General features: G+C 35.4%; 17 protein-coding genes. 4 read left to right on the top strand and 13 right to left on the bottom strand.

Annotation, left to right across the window (positions count from 1 at the left end; translation table 11 throughout):
• The first annotated feature begins 180 nt into the window (after nucleotides 1-180).
• Nucleotides 181-1,530 carry an Nramp family divalent metal transporter gene (locus tag ACTJFD_RS09490; protein WP_442261208.1) on the top strand — a complete coding sequence of 450 codons (1,350 nt, stop codon included), beginning with the start codon at nucleotides 181-183 and terminating at the stop codon, nucleotides 1,528-1,530.
• 243 nt (nucleotides 1,531-1,773) lie between these two features.
• Here the strand turns inward: ACTJFD_RS09490 and ACTJFD_RS09485 are convergent, their stop codons facing one another.
• Together ACTJFD_RS09485 and ACTJFD_RS09480 are read right to left on the bottom strand one after the other, a co-directional pair.
• On the bottom strand, nucleotides 1,774-2,985 hold the full coding sequence (locus ACTJFD_RS09485; protein ID WP_442261207.1) for an amidohydrolase: 1,212 nt from the start codon (nucleotides 2,983-2,985) through the stop codon (nucleotides 1,774-1,776).
• On the bottom strand, nucleotides 2,985-4,238 hold the full coding sequence (locus tag ACTJFD_RS09480; protein ID WP_442261205.1) for an amidohydrolase: 1,254 nt from the start codon (nucleotides 4,236-4,238) through the stop codon (nucleotides 2,985-2,987). Before ACTJFD_RS09480 ends, ACTJFD_RS09485 begins: the two co-directional genes overlap by 1 nt.
• A gap of 226 nt (nucleotides 4,239-4,464) precedes the next feature.
• Between ACTJFD_RS09480 and ACTJFD_RS09475 the strand changes: the two genes are divergently transcribed.
• Nucleotides 4,465-5,031: a DUF5067 domain-containing protein gene (locus ACTJFD_RS09475; RefSeq protein WP_442261204.1), complete on the top strand. Its 567-nt coding sequence runs from the start codon at nucleotides 4,465-4,467 to the stop codon at nucleotides 5,029-5,031.
• Between the two features lie 44 nt (nucleotides 5,032-5,075).
• Here ACTJFD_RS09475 and ACTJFD_RS09470 read toward each other — a convergent pair whose 3' ends face one another.
• From ACTJFD_RS09470 to ACTJFD_RS09440, 7 genes are all read right to left on the bottom strand, one after another.
• The gene (locus ACTJFD_RS09470; protein WP_442261202.1) at nucleotides 5,076-7,232 is read right to left on the bottom strand and encodes a HelD family protein; all 2,157 of its coding nucleotides are present in this window, start codon (nucleotides 7,230-7,232) and stop codon (nucleotides 5,076-5,078) included.
• Nucleotides 7,233-7,315: 83 nt separating this feature from the next.
• Nucleotides 7,316-7,705 (bottom strand): YccF domain-containing protein, encoded by a 390-nt coding sequence (locus ACTJFD_RS09465; protein ID WP_442261201.1) that lies wholly within the window; start codon nucleotides 7,703-7,705, stop codon nucleotides 7,316-7,318.
• 134 nt (nucleotides 7,706-7,839) lie between these two features.
• Nucleotides 7,840-8,478: a nitroreductase family protein gene (locus ACTJFD_RS09460; RefSeq protein WP_442261199.1), complete on the bottom strand. Its 639-nt coding sequence runs from the start codon at nucleotides 8,476-8,478 to the stop codon at nucleotides 7,840-7,842.
• Between the two features lie 4 nt (nucleotides 8,479-8,482).
• The gene (locus ACTJFD_RS09455; RefSeq protein WP_442261197.1) at nucleotides 8,483-8,896 is read right to left on the bottom strand and encodes a MarR family winged helix-turn-helix transcriptional regulator; all 414 of its coding nucleotides are present in this window, start codon (nucleotides 8,894-8,896) and stop codon (nucleotides 8,483-8,485) included.
• Between the two features lie 91 nt (nucleotides 8,897-8,987).
• Nucleotides 8,988-10,181, bottom strand: coding sequence for a class C sortase (locus tag ACTJFD_RS09450; protein WP_442261195.1), 1,194 nt, complete (start codon nucleotides 10,179-10,181; stop codon nucleotides 8,988-8,990).
• 113 nt (nucleotides 10,182-10,294) lie between these two features.
• Complete coding sequence (locus ACTJFD_RS09445; protein WP_442261193.1) at nucleotides 10,295-11,821, bottom strand: SpaH/EbpB family LPXTG-anchored major pilin; 1,527 nt, start codon at nucleotides 11,819-11,821, stop codon at nucleotides 10,295-10,297.
• 14 nt (nucleotides 11,822-11,835) lie between these two features.
• A complete protein-coding gene (locus ACTJFD_RS09440; RefSeq protein WP_442261191.1) occupies nucleotides 11,836-15,051 on the bottom strand; it encodes a SpaA isopeptide-forming pilin-related protein in 3,216 nt (1,071 codons plus the stop codon).
• Between the two features lie 461 nt (nucleotides 15,052-15,512).
• Between ACTJFD_RS09440 and ACTJFD_RS09435 the strand changes: the two genes are divergently transcribed.
• Nucleotides 15,513-16,499: a DUF7309 domain-containing protein gene (locus ACTJFD_RS09435; RefSeq protein ID WP_442261190.1), complete on the top strand. Its 987-nt coding sequence runs from the start codon at nucleotides 15,513-15,515 to the stop codon at nucleotides 16,497-16,499.
• A gap of 80 nt (nucleotides 16,500-16,579) precedes the next feature.
• Nucleotides 16,580-16,897 carry a hypothetical protein gene (locus tag ACTJFD_RS09430; protein WP_442261188.1) on the top strand — a complete coding sequence of 106 codons (318 nt, stop codon included), beginning with the start codon at nucleotides 16,580-16,582 and terminating at the stop codon, nucleotides 16,895-16,897.
• Between the two features lie 49 nt (nucleotides 16,898-16,946).
• On the opposite strand, the gene ACTJFD_RS09425 is transcribed toward ACTJFD_RS09430, so the two are convergent.
• The 4 genes from ACTJFD_RS09425 to ACTJFD_RS09410 form a co-directional block, all read right to left on the bottom strand.
• A complete protein-coding gene (locus ACTJFD_RS09425; RefSeq protein ID WP_442261187.1) occupies nucleotides 16,947-17,234 on the bottom strand; it encodes a nucleotide pyrophosphohydrolase in 288 nt (95 codons plus the stop codon).
• 68 nt (nucleotides 17,235-17,302) lie between these two features.
• Complete coding sequence (locus ACTJFD_RS09420) at nucleotides 17,303-17,872, bottom strand: hypothetical protein (RefSeq protein WP_442261185.1); 570 nt, start codon at nucleotides 17,870-17,872, stop codon at nucleotides 17,303-17,305.
• A 50-nt stretch (nucleotides 17,873-17,922) separates the two neighbouring features.
• Nucleotides 17,923-18,879: a WxL protein peptidoglycan domain-containing protein gene (locus ACTJFD_RS09415; RefSeq protein WP_442261183.1), complete on the bottom strand. Its 957-nt coding sequence runs from the start codon at nucleotides 18,877-18,879 to the stop codon at nucleotides 17,923-17,925.
• Nucleotides 18,869-20,227, bottom strand: a complete 1,359-nt coding sequence (locus ACTJFD_RS09410) for an adhesive domain-containing protein (protein WP_442261181.1) — start codon at nucleotides 20,225-20,227, stop codon at nucleotides 18,869-18,871. Before ACTJFD_RS09410 ends, ACTJFD_RS09415 begins: the two co-directional genes overlap by 11 nt.
• Between the last annotated feature and the right edge of the window lie 212 nt (nucleotides 20,228-20,439).

The raw sequence follows: 20,439 nt of genomic DNA, 5'->3' as shown, positions 1-20,439 counted from the left end.
TTTCATTGCTGTGATTGGCCTTATCCTTCTATACTTCGGTGGCGCTTTCACTTAATAAAATTAAACTTTAATCAATTTTCCATTCTATTGATTAAAGTTTTTTGTTATTTATGATTGACTCTTATTCGTTTTAGGCGTAACATTTAATTAGTTTAGGTCTACCTAAAAGGAGGTTTTGTTATGAAAGAAAAAAAACAGGGAACGCTCATTCAATCGATCAATGGACCCAGTTTAGAAGAAATCAATAATACCGTTGATGTACCTGATTCTAAAAGTTTTTGGAAAAATCTGTTAGCTTTTTCTGGCCCTGGCGCTCTCGTTGCAGTTGGCTATATGGATCCCGGAAACTGGATCACCTCAATTGGGGGTGGGGCAAAATACGGTTATCTCCTCATGTCGATTATTTTAATCTCAAGTTTGATCGCTATGTTACTTCAGTATATGGCAGCCAAACTCGGGATTGTGACACATATGGACTTAGCTCAAGCTACGAGAAAACATACGTCAAAAAGAGTCGGGATTATTTTATGGATTGTGACCGAGTTAGCGATTATGGCCACTGATATCGCTGAGGTCATTGGCGGGGCAATTGCCTTAAACTTACTTTTTGGAATTCCTTTAATTATTGGTGTCACCTTAACAATCTTCGATGTCTTATTGCTCCTCCTTTTAATGAAACTTGGTTTTCGTAAAATTGAGGCCATTGTCATGACACTTGTGACTGTCATTATGCTTGTCTTCGCTTATGAAGTTATCTTGGCACAACCTAATTTACCCGCTTTATTTAAGGGATTTATTCCTCAAAAACAAATCTTAAATCACGGGCAATTGACCATGGCTTTAGGTATCGTTGGGGCTACCGTGATGCCACATAATCTCTATCTTCACTCTTCGATTTCCCAAACAAGAAAGTTTAAAAGAAACGATGAAGAACACGTCGCTAATGCGGTTCGTTTCGCTACATGGGATTCTAACATTCAATTATCACTCGCTTTTATTATTAACTGTTTACTTTTAATCCTGGGTAGTGCTCTCTTTTTTGGGCACAGCGAAAAACTGGGAACTTTTTCTTCACTTTATTATGCCTTACAAGATTCGTCCATTGCGGGAGCTGTCGCTAGTCCTGTTCTAAGTACCCTTTTCGCAGTGGCCTTACTCGCCTCTGGCCAAAACTCCACAATTACAGGTACTTTAACTGGCCAAGTCGTCATGGAAGGTTTCATTCATATGAAAATTCCAAGTTGGGCTCGACGAATCATCACCCGACTACTCTCAGTTATCCCTGTTTTTCTTTGCACTCTTTATTTTGGAGGAAATGAAACAGCGCTCGATAATCTTCTGATTTATTCGCAAGTTTTTTTAAGTATTGCTTTACCCATCTCCATGATCCCCCTCGTTTACTTTACAAGTTCTGAAAAAATTATGGGAAAACGATTTAAAAATTCCAAATGGGTCGCTGGATTAGGTTGGCTCTGCGCGATTCTATTAACTTTATTAAATATTCGTCTCATTATTGAAACATTACTTTAAATAAAAACAAACTAAAACGGCCCTTCTATTCAGTGGCCGTTTTAGTTTTAAAAAAAAGCTCCTAACTAGCTACAAATTAGGAGCAAAAAGGAGTTGTTTATTTACTTTGGAGGAGTAAATAAAATGAAAAAGTTTTGTTAGGGTTGTTTTGTTGGTATGCTTATATATTAACCACTAAATATGAATTTTTTATGTCACAATCTCATTCTCTTTATGACTTTTTTTCTAAAAAAAAGGAACGCTTTACTCGAAAAAACGACCTTGATTCATTAACAATCGTTCCTTCGGTACACGAGCAACTGCTTCAGCACTACAAGAAACTGGTAAAAAAACGGCACTTGCTTCATCACCTAATTTTGGCCATTGATGCTGCCCTGCACGACTCAAAGGGGTTAAACCATTTGTAATATATTTCAAAGCATCACGCAAGCATTCCTCATCCATGATAGAACGATAGCTACAATAATTACGAACCTTCTCTAACACATCACCCGAACCATAAGGACTCCACGAATCAAAAAATCCATCACAACCAAATGAAACTTGAACACCTTCACGATCAAGTATCTCAATAGGAATCAAACGGTTCCCTCGCTTGATTGGAACGGTTGTCATTACTCGAACACTATCTCTTGCTAATTTGGCTGCAAATTTAATTTGTGTTGCTTCAGGTAAATCAGCCAAACCAAAAGCATGACTAAAAGAGGTTTTCCCCCGATATTTTTCACGATCCACTAACTCTAACCATTTATCCATTGTGTAATATCCCAAATAACCACGATCATGTAAATGAAAATCAACATCTACTTGATAATCTAAAGCGATTTCTAAAATCTTCTCCAATGACGATTCGATATGACCATCGATTCCACCTGGATCAAGTGCACCAAGCATCGTTGCTCCCGACTCCAATGCCCGACGTAATAAACCAGGCATTTCTGGATGATCTAATAAACCATGTTGAGGAAAAGCAACAATTTCTGCCGTTAGCATCCCTTCATAGCGTGCCAATGCTTTAACTACGCCTTCTAAATTGATTAATCCGATATACGGATCAATATTCACATGTGTGCGAATATGATTCACTCCATTTTTTAGATGCCACTGAATCATCGCAGAGGCGCGTTGTTCGACTGTCCCTGCTAACTCTTTTAATTCCTCTGCTTCCAAACCAAGCCGCTCCTTTAAACTATTAACGGGTAGACTTGCCTTCCACCCCTGAGACAGATAGGTTTTGTCTAAATGATTATGCATTTCTTTAAACGCAGGTAACATTAACCAGCCCTGCATATCACGTCCTATTCGATTTTCTGGACGTTGGCTTACTGGAATAATCGCAGAAAACTGTCGCTTCTTATCCAATTCAATATCAAACAATTCTGTTTGCGTTTTCAAACTACCATCTCGATAAACACTATTACCAATTTCTAAACGGACATTTTTTAACCAAACCATTAGCGATATTCTCCCTTCAATTCGATAGCTTCTTGGGCAATGACTTTCCCGCGTGAAACAACCGTTGATATCGGACCTTGACGGGCAATCAGATGAGCAGAACTAACCGCATCGACCAATAAAAAATTAGCAGGTTGTCCAACTTGTGGCCATTGTCTTTCTCCTTGAGCATTTAGTGGTGTCATCCCACCTGTGGCATATTTTAACGATTGACTAAGTTGATACTCGTCAATATAACCCAATCGTTCGACCAATTGATTTAATTTTTGAATCGTATCACCCGTTCCAAAAGGATCCCAATGATCCGTCAAGCTATCATGAACACATGCGACTTTAACGCCTAATTCTGACAATCGATCAATGGGAAGAGTGATGGCCCCATCTCCAATAGGAACCGTTGTACTAATCGAAACATGGTGCCGCGCCAAACGATGAGCTAATCGTTCGAACTCTACTTCTGATAAATCAGCTAAAGCAAAAGCATGACTCAAAGTTATCGGGTTATTAAACTGACGAGCAGTCGCTACATCTAATAACCGATGGATTTCAAAAGCACCTAATGTATTTTTATCGTGAAGATGTAAATCAATACCTAATTGATATTTTTCAGCCAAATCAAAAATAACTTGATAAAAACCGTCAATATCACGATCGACCATTGATGGATCGACCCCGCCAATGTGAGTCGCTCCTAATTGAATTGCTTCTTCTAAAATAGCGATAAAACCAGAACCATTTCTTAAAATACCGTGTTGAGGAAAAGCGACGATTTCGTAAGTCACTTGCTCTTCATACTCTTTAAGAATAGCCACCATTTTTTTCATATGTCGCGTCTTCATTATTGGATCGACATTCACATGCGTGCGGATATGTGTATGGCCTTGTTTAATATAATGCTGAATTAATAAATGTGCTCTTTGTTCTAATTCTTCAAACTGAAGGGGTAATAATTCTGCCTCTTCTGCCATCCTAGAAAAAATGCCATTGGTTATGGCTTGCGGAGCTTTCCACTCTCCGCCAAAATAAGTCTTATCTAAGTGAGTATGCATCTCTTTAAAAGCAGGCAAAAGCAATTGGTTTTGCGCATCAACCACAGTCATCACTGGCGTTTCTTCTATTTCAAGGCTGGTCACTTTTTTAAAACATCCCTCATCAATTAAGAGATTCATCGTTTTAGTTTCTGTCGCTACTACTTTTTCATTTTCATAGCAGTAACCCGTTTCTAATAAAGCGTTTTTTATTAAAAGAGTCATTTCGTTCTCTCCTCTATTTTAATTATCTTAATCACTGATCATTCTTTAATTAGTGTACTACAAGATAGCTGACCAAACCAGTTCAGCTCTTTTTAAAACTTAGTTTAATCTAAAATATTATCAAGTTCAATAAAACGCCATTAAAACAACTTTAACGAAACAAGTGTATTTTAAAGTTGCTTTGAGGTAGAATAGTAGATACTAATAAACAAAAAGGAGCTAACAAGTGAAAAAATCAAAATGGTTATTCCTTATTTTCATCAGTTTATTTCTCGTCAGTTGTTCCAACGAAGATTACAATAAAGAAATAACCCCCTCTCTCCAAGTGGAAGAAGCTAAAATAATTGAAAATACTTTTGAACATCATTTTCTTGAAACAAAGCAGTATACCATAAAAATCATTGATACTTCTATCTACCCAAGCGATAAAAAAACGGAGAGTTGGATTGTCTTTACCTATGACTTTACAAATACTAGCCCCACCCGAAAACAACCCAACTCTTGTTTTAAAAAAATATTTAGCGTGAGTCAAGAAGCTGGTCCAGAAATGGTTGAATTAGAATCACTTCAGATTTCCAATCAAGAAAGTCCTTTTTATAAGCTTGAACAACTCAATCAAAAAAAAGTAAACAAAGGTAAAACTGTTACAACAACAATTATTTATCGCCTACAAGATCCAACAGCCTTAATCTTTTTAAAGGCTTTCGACCCTGATGATTATAGTGAACTTGGATTCGAAACCTTTACACCACTCATTGAAACCAAAAACCAACAAAATCAACCCATAAAATAAAAAAGGTAAAATCAGCCGAGAGTCCCCACTGATTTTACCTTTTTTTAAAATTCAAAACGTTTTTGATGATAACTAATAAATAATTGGCGCATAGCACGTGAGGCCATCGTATACAACATTCGGCGTTCACGATCCGTATGATAATTTGTTTGAGAAGCATTATAAATCAAAATATTATCAAATTCTAAGCCTTTAGCTAACGTTATCGGTAATACTTTTATCTGATCTAAATGACTGGCAGATGACTGTAATAGACGTTTCACATGCTCCGCTTCTTCTGCTTGTTTGGTTAAAATAACCAATGAAGTTTGGGTTGTTTCTGCACACATTTCCTCTACTTTAGTCAACCATTCTTCATCTGTCCTGTAAACCCACTCGACTGGCAAGGCACCAACTTCACGTATTGGGACAATCGACCACTTCTGATTGACTGAGGCTAACTGACCAAAATAATCGGTGATAGCTCCCGTTGAACGATAACTACTTAGTAAATCATAGCGATGACACGGACTTCCACCCTCTTCAAATAATTGATCAATCTGCGCAAAGGAAATAGCTGCATTAAAAATAGATTGATTTTCATCCCCAACCATTGTATATTTTGCCATACCAAATATTGTTTTTAATAAATACAACTGTGCTGGAGTATAATCTTGAATTTCATCAATGAACAAAAATTTTAAGCGAGGAACTTCTAAACGTTCAACTAACGTATGACGAATTAAAAGCAGGACTACTCCTTCATCCACAGTTAAAGGCTCGCCTTTTCTAAATGGATAGGCTTCGCCTGTTTTTGATTCATAAATCGTCTTGAAGAAATAAGGTAAGTCTAGCCACTGATTTCGTTCAATACCTCTAGTGATCTTTTTATATTTTTTCTTTAACAAACGTAAAGTATAAGCATAGATATTTTTTTCTGCTTTTTCAGTTAAAATAGAACCAAAATATTTTTCTTGCGATTCCTCAGATAATGAAAGAACTTGATCTTGCATTTCAGGTTTACGCGCTTGACGAGAGAGGCGTTGTTCCCACTCATCTCTTAATAATTGCTTCGTTGCTTGAATGCGATCAATTAATCGACCATCACTTGGTGTTGTATTGAATAGAGATACTAGCTTCGCTCGTGAGATCACAACCTTTCCTTGTTGAATTAAAGGTTTCATGAATAATTCAGGTTGTTTAAAAAGAGCATCAGCTGTTAAGATAGCCTTAGAAAATTCCTCTGAACGTAAGTGAGTCACTTGTTCTGACACTAGGGGTTGACTAATTCGTTCAAAATGTGCGGCCTCATCTTCCATATCAAAATGTAAGTGATGATTAATAAATTGTAAAAAGGTCACATTATCTGGATTGGCTTCGCCCAATGAGGGTAAAACATCTGAAATATAATCAACAAACTGACGGTTAGGTGATAGGATCATCACGTCTTCCGACGTCATTTGTTCGCGGTATTGGAATAAAAGATAAGCAATTCTTTGCATAATGGTTGATGTTTTACCACTACCGGCCACCCCATTCACCAAAAGATGGCGATGAGCCGTGTCACGGATGATTACATTTTGCTCTTTTTGAATGGTTGACGTGATATCTTGCATTTGGCTTGTTGCATCATTTCCTAAGACCTCAAGTAAAACATCATCTTGAATCGAAATAGAGGTATCAAAAAAGTTTAACAAACGATCGGCTTCAACAATCAATTGTCGACGTTGCTTTAACTCGACATGTAGGGTTTCACGATTCACGCGATAACTAGAGGGCCCCATTTCATTATTGTAGAACAATTCTGCGATTGGCGAGCGCCAATCATAAACGAGATACTCCCCTAGCTCATTAGCAAAACCGTTAACTCCTATATAGAAAGCTTCTGGTTGTTCCTCTTCTAAAAAATCAACGGTTATTTTACCGAAATAAGGAACTTCCAATAAACGTTCTATTTTTTTTAATAAAACCACTGCTGTTTGCAAACGAATGTTCATTTGATCAATCTCACGATTTTTCATTTCTAACGCTGCATAAGTATCGAGATTATCTGAAATGTTAGAATAATTCAGACGAACATCTCCCATCAACGTTTGGATATCTTGAATCCCATTACTCCGAGCTTGTTCTAAAAGTTCTTCTAATTGGACTTGACGTTCTTGTAGCTGACGATACACATCAGCGAGATACTGTTCTTCTTGATGACGCTCATTCTTAACCACAGACATCCTCCTCAAATTCTTTACATGACAAGTTAGCATACCACCCTTTATAGCTACTCGTCAACGATAGGTTCCTTACTCTTCTAATCAATTTCAAAGTCATTCCCACGACTTGAAACCACTCGCGTACCAAAAGGCATCAGCGCAAGGCGAGCCAATTTAAAACATTGATTACCAAATGGAATCCCAATAATCGTAAGATAAAGGATTAATCCATTGAGTAGATGACCGATGGCTAAAGGCAAACCGCTCACAAGCAACCAAATCAAATTGACAAGCAATGAAAATCCATTTCCTTCATGAATCACTCGTTTACCAAAAGGCCATAAACACAAATTAGCTATTTTGAAACATTGTAAACCAACCGGAATTCCGATAATGGTCAAACACCAAAACAAACCGACTATAAACCACCCAATAGCTCCGGTTAAACCTCCAAAAACAAACCAAATAATATTTCCTAAACAACTCATCTTGTCTTTCCCCTTATTGTTATTTTCTATAATATAGCACATTAGCCTTAAGATGACCTATTCGACTTGCGATGTATCTTTAACCAAAAAAGAAGTTGAGCCCCTTCCCTTGGCTCAACTTCTTACTTTTTTATCTATTTAAACGATGTTATTTCTTCGGCTTTCATTCTGGTTGAAGGAAAACCTGCTTCAACTTCTTTACCAATTGAGACAATCATCACTGGAACATAACGTTCTTTATCTAAACCAAAGGCTTCCGCTAATAGTTCTTCTTCGAAGCCACCAATTGGATTGGTTTCATACCCATGTGCACGTGCGACTAACATCAATTGCATCGCAGCTAAACTAGCATCTATTTTAACAACATCACTCATTTTTTGCTTAGAAAAACTTTCATAATAAGGTACAATGGCTTCAATTTGTTGATCTCTAACTTCTTTAGGCATTTTACCTGCCTCAACGGCTTCGTCATAAATTTGCTCTGCTAAATCATGGCAACGTAAATCGCCAAAAATTAAAATCATCGCTGACGATGTCTCATTTTGACGTGTATTAAAACGAATAAGTGGTTTTAATTTAGCTTTTTCAGCCTCACTCTCAATCACCACAAAACGCCACGGTTGTAAGTTAACCGATGAAGGTGCACTCGTTGCTTCTTGAATCATTTCTAACATTTCTTCATGACTAATTTTTACCTTTTCATCATAAACTCTAACCGATTTTCTCCCAAACATTAAATCATGAAATTCATTATTTTTAAAAGATGTTGTCATTTTATTATTCCCCATTCATTAATTTAGTCAATAAGCGTGATAACTGTTCTGCTTCTTCTGCCGATAGTCCCATCAGGGTTTGGTGAGTTTCATTTTGATGCTTTACTTGACAATGAAGTAGTTCTTCTCGTGCCTTCTCTGTTAATGAGACTTCCATCTCACGCAAGTTCTCTTGATTTCGCTCTCGAAAAACATAACCTTGTTCTTCCAATTTAGCTAAGTGACGTGCAACAGCTGCGCGATCAATGCCTAACTCATCTTGAAGAAGTCGCTGTGAACAAGATACCTGATCAAATAAAATCATCAATAGCTCATAACGGGTTAAACTAAATCCTGTTTTCTCCTCAAAACGAGTCGCAATCGTTTGGTCCACTTGCTTAATTCGATAAAGCAACCGACTCCATGTTCTTAATTTCATTTATGACCTCTCACCTTCCGTTGACCTATCAACTGTTGACTAATCAACTATATAACATCTTTATATTTTTGTAAAACGATACGCTCACTCTCTATAAAAAAGTATATCGAACATAACGTTTCTTTTGTTTAATTTTTAACTTACCTGATTTCCTGGCTGTTTGACTTGTCAGTTGACGATCCTTTATTTTTTTAAGTGACCAAATCACTTGATATTTTTCTCCTTGATACTCCATCCTAAGACAATACTTTCCACCCGGAACACCAGTTAAGTTCCCTTTACCAACCCTATCCGTTATCATTTTTATTGGAGAACCCTCACGATAAACGGGGTGTTTGCCATTCTTGGTTCGAAGCTCACAAGTTAAACCTATCAACGGTGCTCCTTGTGATGATACCAGTTGAAAAATGATATCTCGCTTTTCTTGTCGTAAAAGAAAACGATGAATGATACGGAATATACTGAAAAAAAGGAGAAGACTTAAACTGATTAATCCCAAAATCGTCCCCCATTTTTTCCATCTTTTCCATTGCTCAATTTTTTCAATCGCTGCTTGATCTTTTTTGACATCAGCGGACACACGATGACCACGAACCAATAAACGATGACTATTCACCATATAGGGCGTACACGTTAAAAGAGTGACCTGCTCAACATTAGGATCAATGACCAACTTTGATGTATCAGTAGGCTCAACCACAAACAGACCATCTACTTCATACACATAACGTTTACCAAATGAGTCAATATAAAATTTATCCCCTTTTTCCAATTCGGGTAAATCCGTAAATAACTTAGCTCCAGCTAAGCCACGATGAGCAGAAAGAACTGTATGTGTCCCTTTTGAATCGGGGACAAAGTTCGTTCCTTCTAATAAAGAAGCTCCTTTTTTAAGCAACCTTTCATTGGTCTCATCAAAAATAGGTAAGCGTGCTTTAATTTTAGGAATGCTCAGTGACCCAATCGTATGCTTCACATAATATTTTTGAGTTTGTTCTGGTAACCGTTTCCGTTCTTCTTGAGAAATAGCTTGATTAAAATCATTTAATCCAGGATACATGCCTTCCTGCGCAATTCTTTTATTACGCTGGACAATTTCGATTTGCTTCCGTTCTTTTTCATATTCTTCATCATTTAGTTCACCTTGATAACGACTCAATATTTCTTGGTCAATGGCATCGCTCAACGTATCACTCACAAAAGGATACAATAAAATGCCTACCCCAATGATTAATAAAAAGATCATCAACAAATCTAATCCTAATTTCATTCGATTTTTTTTCATAGTATCCCTCCTTAGTAAATAATAAAAATTGAGGAAATAGCTGGATTTTCTCAGCATTTCCTCAACTTAAAATGATACATTGCACTATTCCATATTATTCTTTTCGCTTTTTATTACGCTTCCATGCGACCACGACTTTTAAGAAAGTAGTAACCAACACCCGTGATAATGGCCACCCCAATCACGATAAAAGCAATGATTCCCTTATCCCCAGTTTGAGGTAAGAAGCCTTTTTCACGATTAGGAACAACTGTAGCTTCTGCATTAATATATTCCGTTTTTTCACCTGTCGCTTTATCTGTAATCGCAAACGTTACAGCTTTCGTCGGTAAAACATAACCCGTTGGTGCTTTCGTTTCTACTAGTTCATAGGTACCTGCTGCTAATCCGGCCACTTCAAACTGACCATTATCAGTTGAAACAAATGAAGTTGCTTCTTCTTTAGTAGCCACCCACTCTGTCCCATTAGTTTGTTTTAAAAAGGTGTCTTCTTTCTTAACTACAAATTCTGCACCTTTTAAGATCTTTTTAGTATTACTGTCTTGTTTAACAAAAAGATGACCACCTGTCCAAACTGTTGCAGAACTTCCAGGTTCTTTTCCAGGCTCTACGATTGGAACTAATTTATCGGTGACTGGGGTTCCATCAAAATTCTGCTTAGAAATTGAAACCTTCGCTGTATTTAGATAGCTACCATATTTTTCAGTTGGACTTAATTTTAATTGGTAGGTTAAAACTAACTGATTTCCTTCAATTTTAGGGATATCATCCTTCTCTATAACATATTTTAACTGTTGGTTTTCATCACTTATCTTAATTGTTTCTAAAGCTATTCCTTCTGCTTTTACTAATTTAGGTTTTTCTCCTAATAAGGCTAATTTATCCGAATAATCATCCGTTATTTCAATGTTGGTATAAATATTTTTTCCATTTGAATACGTTTCTTTAATCCCTGCGGGTAAAGTAATGGTTAATTGATAGGTTGCAATGCCACCCGCATCTAAACTGACGAACTCTTTAAAGTCAGAAGCTTGCGGTTGACTGACTGTTGTGACTTTTTTATCAATCGTTACTGTTTCAGTCAATGTTTTTGGATAAAGATGAATTTCTGTCAATTCTTGATCCTTAGCATAAACGGGTAAGGCTACGACCATTGGCTCTGTCTGGTTAGCCGTAATCAAATAAACGGCATCTTTACCTTGATTACTACTTGGAACTGTCAACTCTGCCGTTCCTTCTGAATTCGTATCTCCTGTTTGTACAGGGGTTAAATCCGTCGTTTCCGTTCCTTTAAGTTGACTGATAAGTGCTTCTTTTTGGATTTGACTAAGCTCTTGATCAGGATTTTTTTCACGCAATTGATAATACTCAGAAGTAACATCATATACTTTGAACTCTGTTCCTACCACGGGTTGACCTGTAAAACCAGTCATTTTTTCTCCCGTATTCTCCGTTAAATGGTCCCATTTTTTATCATAGGTTAACTGGTGTATCGCTAAAATGACAGAATCTGCTGTTCCCGCTCTGTCACTAACACTCTCCGCATTCGGAACATCTGCTGCATGAACTGAAATACTACTAAAAAATAATACAATCAAACTTAACAACATAGTAACACTTACTCGATTTCTTTTTTTCATCTTTTTCCCCATTCTTAAATCATTCTATTTTTTTCACGCCGCATATTTATGATGATCCCCGATACAATTCCAAAGACGGCGACGAGACTTCCTATAATAAACAACCAAATTTTAGTTGTGCTACCAGTATTTGGTAACGGAACAATTTCATGGTTGGTAATCACTGCTGCTACTTTATTTTCTGTTTCACCTAAAGTGACTTTAGCTGTTTTCACTTGCTCTTTTTCAGGTCCGTCATAAGTAATAACTCCCGACATTTTTGTTTCTTCAATACTCGAATCATTTTGAATGATGAGTTTAAAGGCGCCTTTAAGTTTGTGATATCCTTTGGGGGCCTCGACTTCTTTAAAGTAATAAGGTGTATTCAATTTTAAATCTGAGACATTAATTGTACCCGTTTTATCTGTTGTTACTTTTTGGGACCGAAGAAGTTCTTCCTCTTCACCAAAAGCAAAAGTTACCCCACTAATTGGTTGATTCGTTAGCCTATTTCGTTTACTTAAAGTAAAAGTAAACGGATTAACTTCATTATATTTAGCAAAGGCGAGACGTTCTTGATTCGTATTCCAAAGATAAAAACCATCTTTTTTTGGTCGAGTGGTCGTTGTAATTTCTTGCTGTACTTCATTCAAAAACACTCCACTTTCACTAACCGAAAAAGCATAACGTGTGTCGTCTTTTTTATAGCCTCTTGGTGCTTTTGTCTCTTCGATTGTGTAACTTCCTGGATAAAGCATCACTTTTGCATTTGGCGCATTGATTTTATCTTCATTTCCATCTAATTTAAATTCAGTCAAGCCGTCTTGATTTTTGACCAAAAACTCAGAACCTAGAGGACGAACTAAGCCACCATCTTCTAAATTTTTATCTAACTGTAGTTTTTTTGCCACTAGATGTAATGGCTTAGAAAAATCATTTTTTATCTTCAACGTCACCCGTCCATTTTCTTGAACGACGCTAATAAAATTTTCTGTCTCTTGTTGAACTTGTCCCTTCTCATCTACTCGAAACTGCCACGGTCCATCCGGACGATAACCATTTGGTGGTTTATTCTCTTTTAAGGTATAGCTTTGATTAGGCATTAAACGGTCTTTTGTAGCTAAAGTATAAATACCTGCCTCTTGTGTTTCTATTAATTGTGTTTCTTTGACTAGATGACCACCACTAAGTGAAAAAGAAGCCCCTGTTAACCGCTTGTCTATATCAAAACTAGCCACTTTATCAATTTGAAGTTTTAACCCCTCAAAATGTTGACGATTCAAAATTCGATACTCATTTTCATTCTCTTTAGTGATTTTTCCTGGGTCATAACCTGGTATTTGAGTTTCAGCGATAACTTGATAACTAAAGCGCTCACCCCGATTATCATAGTTGGGTAAATATATTTTTTCATTCGTTTTTGTAACAATATAATTATTTTTTTGACTCCATTCATTGTCCTTCGTTAATATACCAACCTGTTCTGACCACCCTTGTGAACTTTTATTTCTAGTTAATTGATAGTCAATTTGAGTTGGCCGTTGAACTAAATCTGGATTGAATTCATCCCATTCTTTTTTTAGCGTGACGGTTGTAAAGTCTTCATTAATTAATTTAGCGGATGGAACTCCAAATTCAACCGTTGATGGTTCATTTTCCAGCGGTTGAAATGTGGTTTTTCCATTCATTTGATACCAATAATTAGGTTGAATATCCTTATCTTCTGTTTGAATTCGAACTTTATATGTGATGACAAGTTCTTGATCTTTACTTAAATTAATCTCTTTAACTAATAAACGACGGTTTTCTTTTTCAATCCGAATATCAGATCGATTGCTTTTAACTTCACCAACATATTCAAATTTATCCCCTAACGGATCAATAATCTGGCCGTTAACCACCGTATTATATTGTGTTAAAACATCCTGAGTTTGCTCCATCAAATAGCTTTCTATCGTATCAGAATAGTCAAGGTCAATGGCTTCACCTCGACCATAATCTGAAGTGGGGTCTGCCTGATCTGGTTGAAAAGAATCTGGGACATACTCCGGTCTCGGTGTCGCTCGATAATTAAATCGATCGGTTTTAGAATCCTTCGTCGTCAAACGTTGCATTCTACCTTGAACTTGACCATAATTATAATCATCATTTTTATGAACATCGATACCGATTCCCTTGATCAAAATCCCTAGGTCTTTAATTCGCTTTGCCTCCCCAAGAGTTGCAATCCAAGTATTAGAAACATCAACTTCATCAACTGGATAATAATAGTATTTTGGACTCCCTTTGTGATTTAATTTGACTTTTTCAAACTCAATCAGAGAATTATAGTAATCTTTTTCTAAATATTCACTTAACTCAGCATAGCCCTTTCTATTGATAAATAGTGCTGATCTTGAAGCATACGCAAAATCAACTAAAGAGGGTGAAGTTTCCAAAGCGTAATGAATTTTTTCATCACTATAACCTTGTTCATTAAAATCATAAATAGGAATAGAATCTACATGGCTATCCATCTGTGTCACATGATAGCTATGAGTTGGTTCTCCGTCTGTTATCAATAAAATCATTTGATCATGATCAGGTTCCTTATGTTGTGCTAACATCTGACCCCCACGACGCAAACCATCTTGAATAAATGTATGCCCTAAAAAATCCTGATTTAATGCTATTTCTATATTTTTTTTATTTTCTTTAACTGATTTTAAATCAACAGTCGTTTGGTGTACTTTTTGGTCAGGACTTGAAAAACCAACAAAGCCAACCTGAACAACATCACCTAGTCCACTTTGTTCAATTTTATCCAAAAAAGACCGAATACCACTTCTAATTTGCCCTGCTTTATTATCAGTATTCATACTCCCCGACATATCGACAACCAAAACAATATCTAAGGGCTTTACCTGTTGTTTTGTATTTCCTTTTACTTTTAATTGAACTTCATATTCTCCTTGATTTTCGGTTTCTCTCGCTACTTTCTGAAGAGCATAATTTGCGGTTTCTTTATTTTGACCAAAATAAAAATATCCATCCCTTTTATCAGTCGTTCCGTCCATCATTCCTGCGTGGTTTTTAACTCGCAATTGGGATGGTGACTCTGACAAAGTTTCTGTTGGATATTTTCCATTCGCATCATTCGAATAAGCAGGTAAATTTTCAGCGTGAACATTTACCACTAGCAACATGTTAATTAAAATTAATAACAAGTAGCTCAAACAAAGTTTCAGCCACTTCCCCGCTTTTTGTTCCATTGTATTTCCCCATTATTTCATTTCTTTTTAATCCGTTATTTTAAATAAATTTAAATTGTTTTTTTATCCTTCAATTTTTAACTTACCAAATAATAGCAGAAGTTGTTTATCTTTGCAATCTCTGCAATCTATATAGCCCTTCCGCTTATAAGTGTTTTTTTGCTTAATTTGGCCAAGATAAAATAACAAACATATGTTATAATAATTTATTCATTATTAAATAACAGATAAATAGACTTTTGTTGACGTTTCGTTTTTAGTAATTTCTTAATGATTTTTTTTACTTTATAATCATATTTTTAATTAACCCGTTGCTTTATAATCGATTTCTAATCTTATTCATTTGTTTATCCCTTTTATTATTAGGTAGTTTTCTAGTTAAAACTAATCATACTATTCGGTTTTTGTTCAAATTACTGTTATAATTAAGAATGAAATACTTAAGTTGAGGTAGGTGCTTTATGAACATGAAACAAAAAAATAATTGGCGACGTTTGTTTGATATTACACAAAATTTAAACCAATTAAAACCTTGGTCCTATATTTCCGAAGACATGCTTTTTGTTATCCATTTAAATGACCATCAACAACCTATCGTCATTAATATTCTTGGAGAATACGAAGAAACCTTTTGTCTATTAACCTATCCTACTCCCCATAGCCAAAAAATCTTATCTAATTTAATGTTCGATTCAATCGACATTATTGATCCGCTGTCTTATAATGTCGCTCAACAAGATGCCTTAGTTTGTTATTTTAGTAGCCGTGAAGAACTTTCACGAGAAGATTATCAGCTAATTAAAGCGCTCGATTATCACCCTAGAGGCAAAGGAAATTGGATTCAATTTGTTAAATTCCAAGCAGGGCATTTTCCAGAAACGTTGGCTGAAAAAGACATCTTACTACTATCAAAATGTTACGAAACTTTACTGCCAATCTTAATAGAATTAAAAACAAAACCTAAAATAAATGAGTCTTTTTATCATATTTATCAAAACCATGAGGGCGTTTATGGCAAAGTTGACGATTTTTCTCTTTATGATGAAAATAAATCAGCTCTTAAAAAATTTGAAAATGAAGTCTTAATCAAGAAATTACGACATCAGCCAACCTCTCTTATTCAGTTAGAACTAACCTATTTCTTTACCAATCAATTAGATGATAACAATCAGGTCATGGCGATGATTATGGGAGTCGATCATCAAACTGAAGTTGTTTATTTTTTTGAATTAGTTGCTGGAATTGAAAAAATTAGACAAACTGTTACAGAACAATTAACTACTTTTATCCTGATCAATGGTCGACCACTCAGTATTTCAGTCCGCCTTGAAGATTTAGCTTGTCAGCTTGAGAATTTTTGCGAGAAATTAAAGATTCAGCTTATTATTGATCCTGATTTAGAATCACTGGAATTGTCTTGTCTTTCTTTATTAGATGTTTTGGTATGATTTTTTCTTGTCAAGGTTTTCCACTTTACATTCTGAACAAATGTTCGTATAATAGAATGTAGAGACAAGGAGGAGAGAGAATGACAATTAACGTTACTTTTGTTCAAGCATTACCAATGACTGCTAATGGCGAGCTCAATGTTTTATCAGCCGTTGAAGAAATTCAAAAAGCTAAAAAGAAGCAAGCCAATTGTGTTCTTTTTCCTAAAGAATGGTCCAATCACTTAACATCTGATAATGAACAAGAATTTGTGACACTGATGCAAGCAACGGCTGTCTTTTATAACATTAAAGTTTTGTTTACCTCCCATGTAGAACATGAAAATCAAATGTTTTGCATTAAACCAGATGGTGAACTCACCTTGCAACACCCGACAGAAGTTTTACTTTTTAATTAAAATAAAAAAAGACACTGAATGAATTTAAAATTCTCTCAGTGTCTTTTTTTTATAACGGATATTTCACAGCATTTTTAATTAACTTTTCTTGGATGATTTCATCAATATCAAAATTAAGATTATCCGCCAACATGTAAGAATAGATCAAAACATCGGCTAATTCTTCTTTTAATCGCTCAGTTTGTTGATTTCCTTCTTCCGACGTCTTCCATTGATATAATTCCAATAACTCACTCGCTTCTAAAGTAATGGAAAGTGCTAAATCTTTCTCTTTGTGAAATTGTCGCCAGTTACGTTCTTCTCTAAATTGATTAATTCGTTGCATTGAATCGGTCATTATTTTACTCCGTTTCTTTTAAAAATAAAAAGAGCGTCCCAAGTAACGGCACACTCTCTCATAGTGAACTATTTTCCTTTTCTTTCAAAAACTTTTTTCTCTGGTAATGGGTATTTAGAAGCATCTTCATTACTTGCTTCTAAAGATTCGTAAAAATCTTCAATCGATAAATCGATTTTTCTTGATAAATCAAAAACAATATGTAACACATCATGAAAATACATCGCATTGCCTTGTTCAAAATAAGCTTTATATTCTAGTGATGTATTACTATAACCTGTTTCCTCTTGGAATTTTTTAGCTTCTGCTAAGTAATCAGAAAAATGAGCTTTAGTATAATCTGCAAAATGATTAAAAATAGTAATCGCTAAGCATAAATCTTGGTGCCACATCTCAAATTTTTTCTTCGCTAAACCACCTTGTACTTCAATCAACTGAAATTGATCATTACGTAAATGTTGCGTAATCAGCATTTCCATATTTAAACTAATCCCTGTATATGAAATATCTTCAAACTGTAATTTTTTCAACTCTTCTAATTCTTTTAATAAACTTGTCGGTGTAAATTGGCGATTCTCCATACTTTTATAAACTTTTTTTTGTTCAAACATTATTGAGTCCTCCAATACTAATATCATCGTATTACCCCCTTATTATAAACGATTTAGAGCAAACTTACCAAGAGAATTCATTTATTATGAGGTCTTTTTAAAAAAATAAAAATAAAAGGGAGTAAAAATAAAAAACTAATAAAAAGAAGATATTGCTTTTTCCTTAATTTTTTATTTTCTTTTTTTATTTTTCCATTTACAGTAAAAGGATAAGTGATTTGAAGTGGCCGTTGCCCTTCACTTTCAACAATCATACTGAGTTGATAGTTATCTTGAGATAATTTTTGAGGTAACTCTATTTTTTTTACAAAAGAAGATTGTGGGGCGATTTTAAAATCAACATCCGTTTCTTTAAATACTTGTTGCTTCTCATTTATTAAAAAATAAGTTAGTTTCGTCTCCTTCAGATACAGTCGTGCCTGATTTTCAACCGAAAACTGAATTTGATTCTTTTTAATTTTTAAATCGTTAACGGCTAGTTTTGGCGATGGAATTTTTTCACTATTCTTAAGAAGTAATGCAATTTCTCGAGAATAGCGATAATGGATGTTACGATTAGCTTCCTGTTTTGGTTTCTTTTCTTTTAACACAATGCCTCCCGCAAGCACCCCCTCAAACGATTCTTTTGGCATCTTAAGTTCAAGTGTTACTATTTGTGTAGCTAAAGGAGCTAGTATAAGTTCACGATCTGATAAAAAAACATAGTCCTCTATATCTGGTTCAGCTAAATAAGCTTCTTCTCCAACTTTTTCATAAAAAACGGTTCCTAAATTGGTTGTTTGCGCACGTTGAAACGCAACTGTAACGGTTAATTCACTGTTCAACTGATTCGTCACTCTGACCGATATTTTTTTATTTTGTTGCTCTTTCAACTCTAAATCAAAATAACCAATTTTTTGATTTTTTTGAGATATAGGTAATAAAGCGGTTGCTGAAAAACTCTCTAACGGTGCTCCTAAAACTCGAAAAGGAAAAATAAAATAAAGAAAGAAAAAAACAAAAAAACCACTAAGAAACATTTTTCTAAGGTTCATCTGAAACTGCCCAGACGAATGACGCTCGATACTTTCCGCCCATACGATAAGTCGTATCCGATAGTTCCAAATCAAATTGTGGTAACTCCAAAGTAACCACCCCTGTTTCAGTTGTCGGATACAACCTTAAGAGTTCTTTCTGATCTCCCTTTGACAAACTCAAAATCCCTTGTTTGAAACCAGTTTCAAGGGCAGAATCAAAAGAGGAGGTCAATGCGCCCTGATGAATATTCAGTTGCGCTTGATTCAGTTCAAAATCATTTTCATTCAACCAACCGCTTTCTTGTTTCACTTTCAGTGTCCATTCTTTTTGATAACGTCGACTATCCTCGATAGTTAAATATCCCGTTGTTAACGGACTATCTGATTCGCCATCGATGGTAGCTGAAAAAGTTTCTGCTTCAAACTGACGAATGGGATGAATTCCAAAATTTAAAACTTTAGGCACCTGCGTCAAATCAAGTAATAATTGTTCTTTTGTAAAGTAGATAGTGTTTCTATTTTCTGATTGATTCAAAACATGCAACTCGATTTGATTAGTTCTAACAACAGTTGTTATAAAATCAGCAGCATAACGATTGGTATCAACTTCGGGAGCACTCACTAAAGTTGGAATAGTTATCGTCGTTTCTCCTAAAACCGAAGCATCTGTCAACTGATTTAAAACTGCTCCACCGCCTTTTAAAACTGGAACAAGTCCAGAAACTACTGAAGCTAGTGTTTTTTTTATAGGTAGTAATAAGCCATTAATCGCTCCGGCAGCCAAATCCCCGACCACTGGTATCTTAATCTCCACTCGTAACTCTTCAACTGCTTTTGCTAAATTTTCAACCACCTCAATTAACCCTTCAGCTAAAATGGGACCTAACCCCTTATCAATAGCAACCGTTAGAATTTGTCCCCCTTCTTCAACAATAATTTCTTGTTCATATTTTGTAGAAGGTAAATTTTCTAAAGCCTCCAATAATTCAAGCTGCTGTAAAACATCGTCCAAATTAATCGAGATCCCGACTAAAGAAAGAACCCCATTCAATATCTTATCAACTAAACTCAATAGGTCGTTAACCACGTCAAAAAGGCCGGTCAATAATTTAACTTTTTTTAAATTGACGACAGCTGATGTTTCAATCACCGCTTGACCATTTGGCTGTACTTTCCCTCTTAACGCTTCTGGAACAACCAACATTGCATACCGTTCCGTTCCATCTTGAACTGTAACATTCGCAAGCTCCGCTCCTTGAATAATAAAATCAACTGGTATTTCTGTCGAGGTCATTGGTAATCCACGGTCACTTGTTGTATAACTAGTATTTTTAGTGGTCATTCCACTAAAAATTTCAATATCCAATAACGCAGCCTCAGCAGGTGATAAAAAACTCAAAAAACAAAAATTAAAAACTATGATGATACTTATCAAGCTTTTTAGAAAAAATGATGGGCTCCACTTGACCATCTTACTATCCCCTTTTCAATTTTATGTACCTTTAGCGTAACATATTCAAATTAACTGAACAAGAAATAAAAAAACACCTGTACACCAACTCTTAAATAGGCTTAATA

It is taken from the genome of Vagococcus sp. (assembly GCF_052102835.1).
GTDB lineage: Bacteria > Bacillota > Bacilli > Lactobacillales > Vagococcaceae > Vagococcus.
The sequence above is the reverse complement of the archived record's forward strand: the minus strand, read 5'-3'. Positions and strand labels throughout refer to the sequence as shown.

Excerpts from the sequence above, each read along its gene's own strand:
- ACTJFD_RS09490 (WP_442261208.1), top strand. The coding sequence starts at position 181 with ATGAAAGAAAAAAAACAGGGAACGCTCATTCAATCGATCAATGGACCC.
- ACTJFD_RS09485 (WP_442261207.1), bottom strand. The coding sequence starts at position 2,985 with ATGGTTTGGTTAAAAAATGTCCGTTTAGAAATTGGTAATAGTGTTTAT.
- ACTJFD_RS09480 (WP_442261205.1), bottom strand. The coding sequence starts at position 4,238 with ATGACTCTTTTAATAAAAAACGCTTTATTAGAAACGGGTTACTGCTAT.
- ACTJFD_RS09465 (WP_442261201.1), bottom strand. The coding sequence starts at position 7,705 with ATGAGTTGTTTAGGAAATATTATTTGGTTTGTTTTTGGAGGTTTAACC.
- ACTJFD_RS09460 (WP_442261199.1), bottom strand. The coding sequence starts at position 8,478 with ATGACAACATCTTTTAAAAATAATGAATTTCATGATTTAATGTTTGGG.
- ACTJFD_RS09455 (WP_442261197.1), bottom strand. The coding sequence starts at position 8,896 with ATGAAATTAAGAACATGGAGTCGGTTGCTTTATCGAATTAAGCAAGTG.
- ACTJFD_RS09450 (WP_442261195.1), bottom strand. The coding sequence starts at position 10,181 with ATGAAAAAAAATCGAATGAAATTAGGATTAGATTTGTTGATGATCTTT.
- ACTJFD_RS09445 (WP_442261193.1), bottom strand. The coding sequence starts at position 11,821 with ATGAAAAAAAGAAATCGAGTAAGTGTTACTATGTTGTTAAGTTTGATT.
- ACTJFD_RS09440 (WP_442261191.1), bottom strand. The coding sequence starts at position 15,051 with ATGGAACAAAAAGCGGGGAAGTGGCTGAAACTTTGTTTGAGCTACTTG.
- ACTJFD_RS09435 (WP_442261190.1), top strand. The coding sequence starts at position 15,513 with ATGAACATGAAACAAAAAAATAATTGGCGACGTTTGTTTGATATTACA.
- ACTJFD_RS09430 (WP_442261188.1), top strand. The coding sequence starts at position 16,580 with ATGACAATTAACGTTACTTTTGTTCAAGCATTACCAATGACTGCTAAT.
- ACTJFD_RS09425 (WP_442261187.1), bottom strand. The coding sequence starts at position 17,234 with ATGACCGATTCAATGCAACGAATTAATCAATTTAGAGAAGAACGTAAC.
- ACTJFD_RS09420 (WP_442261185.1), bottom strand. The coding sequence starts at position 17,872 with ATGATATTAGTATTGGAGGACTCAATAATGTTTGAACAAAAAAAAGTT.
- ACTJFD_RS09415 (WP_442261183.1), bottom strand. The coding sequence starts at position 18,879 with ATGAACCTTAGAAAAATGTTTCTTAGTGGTTTTTTTGTTTTTTTCTTT.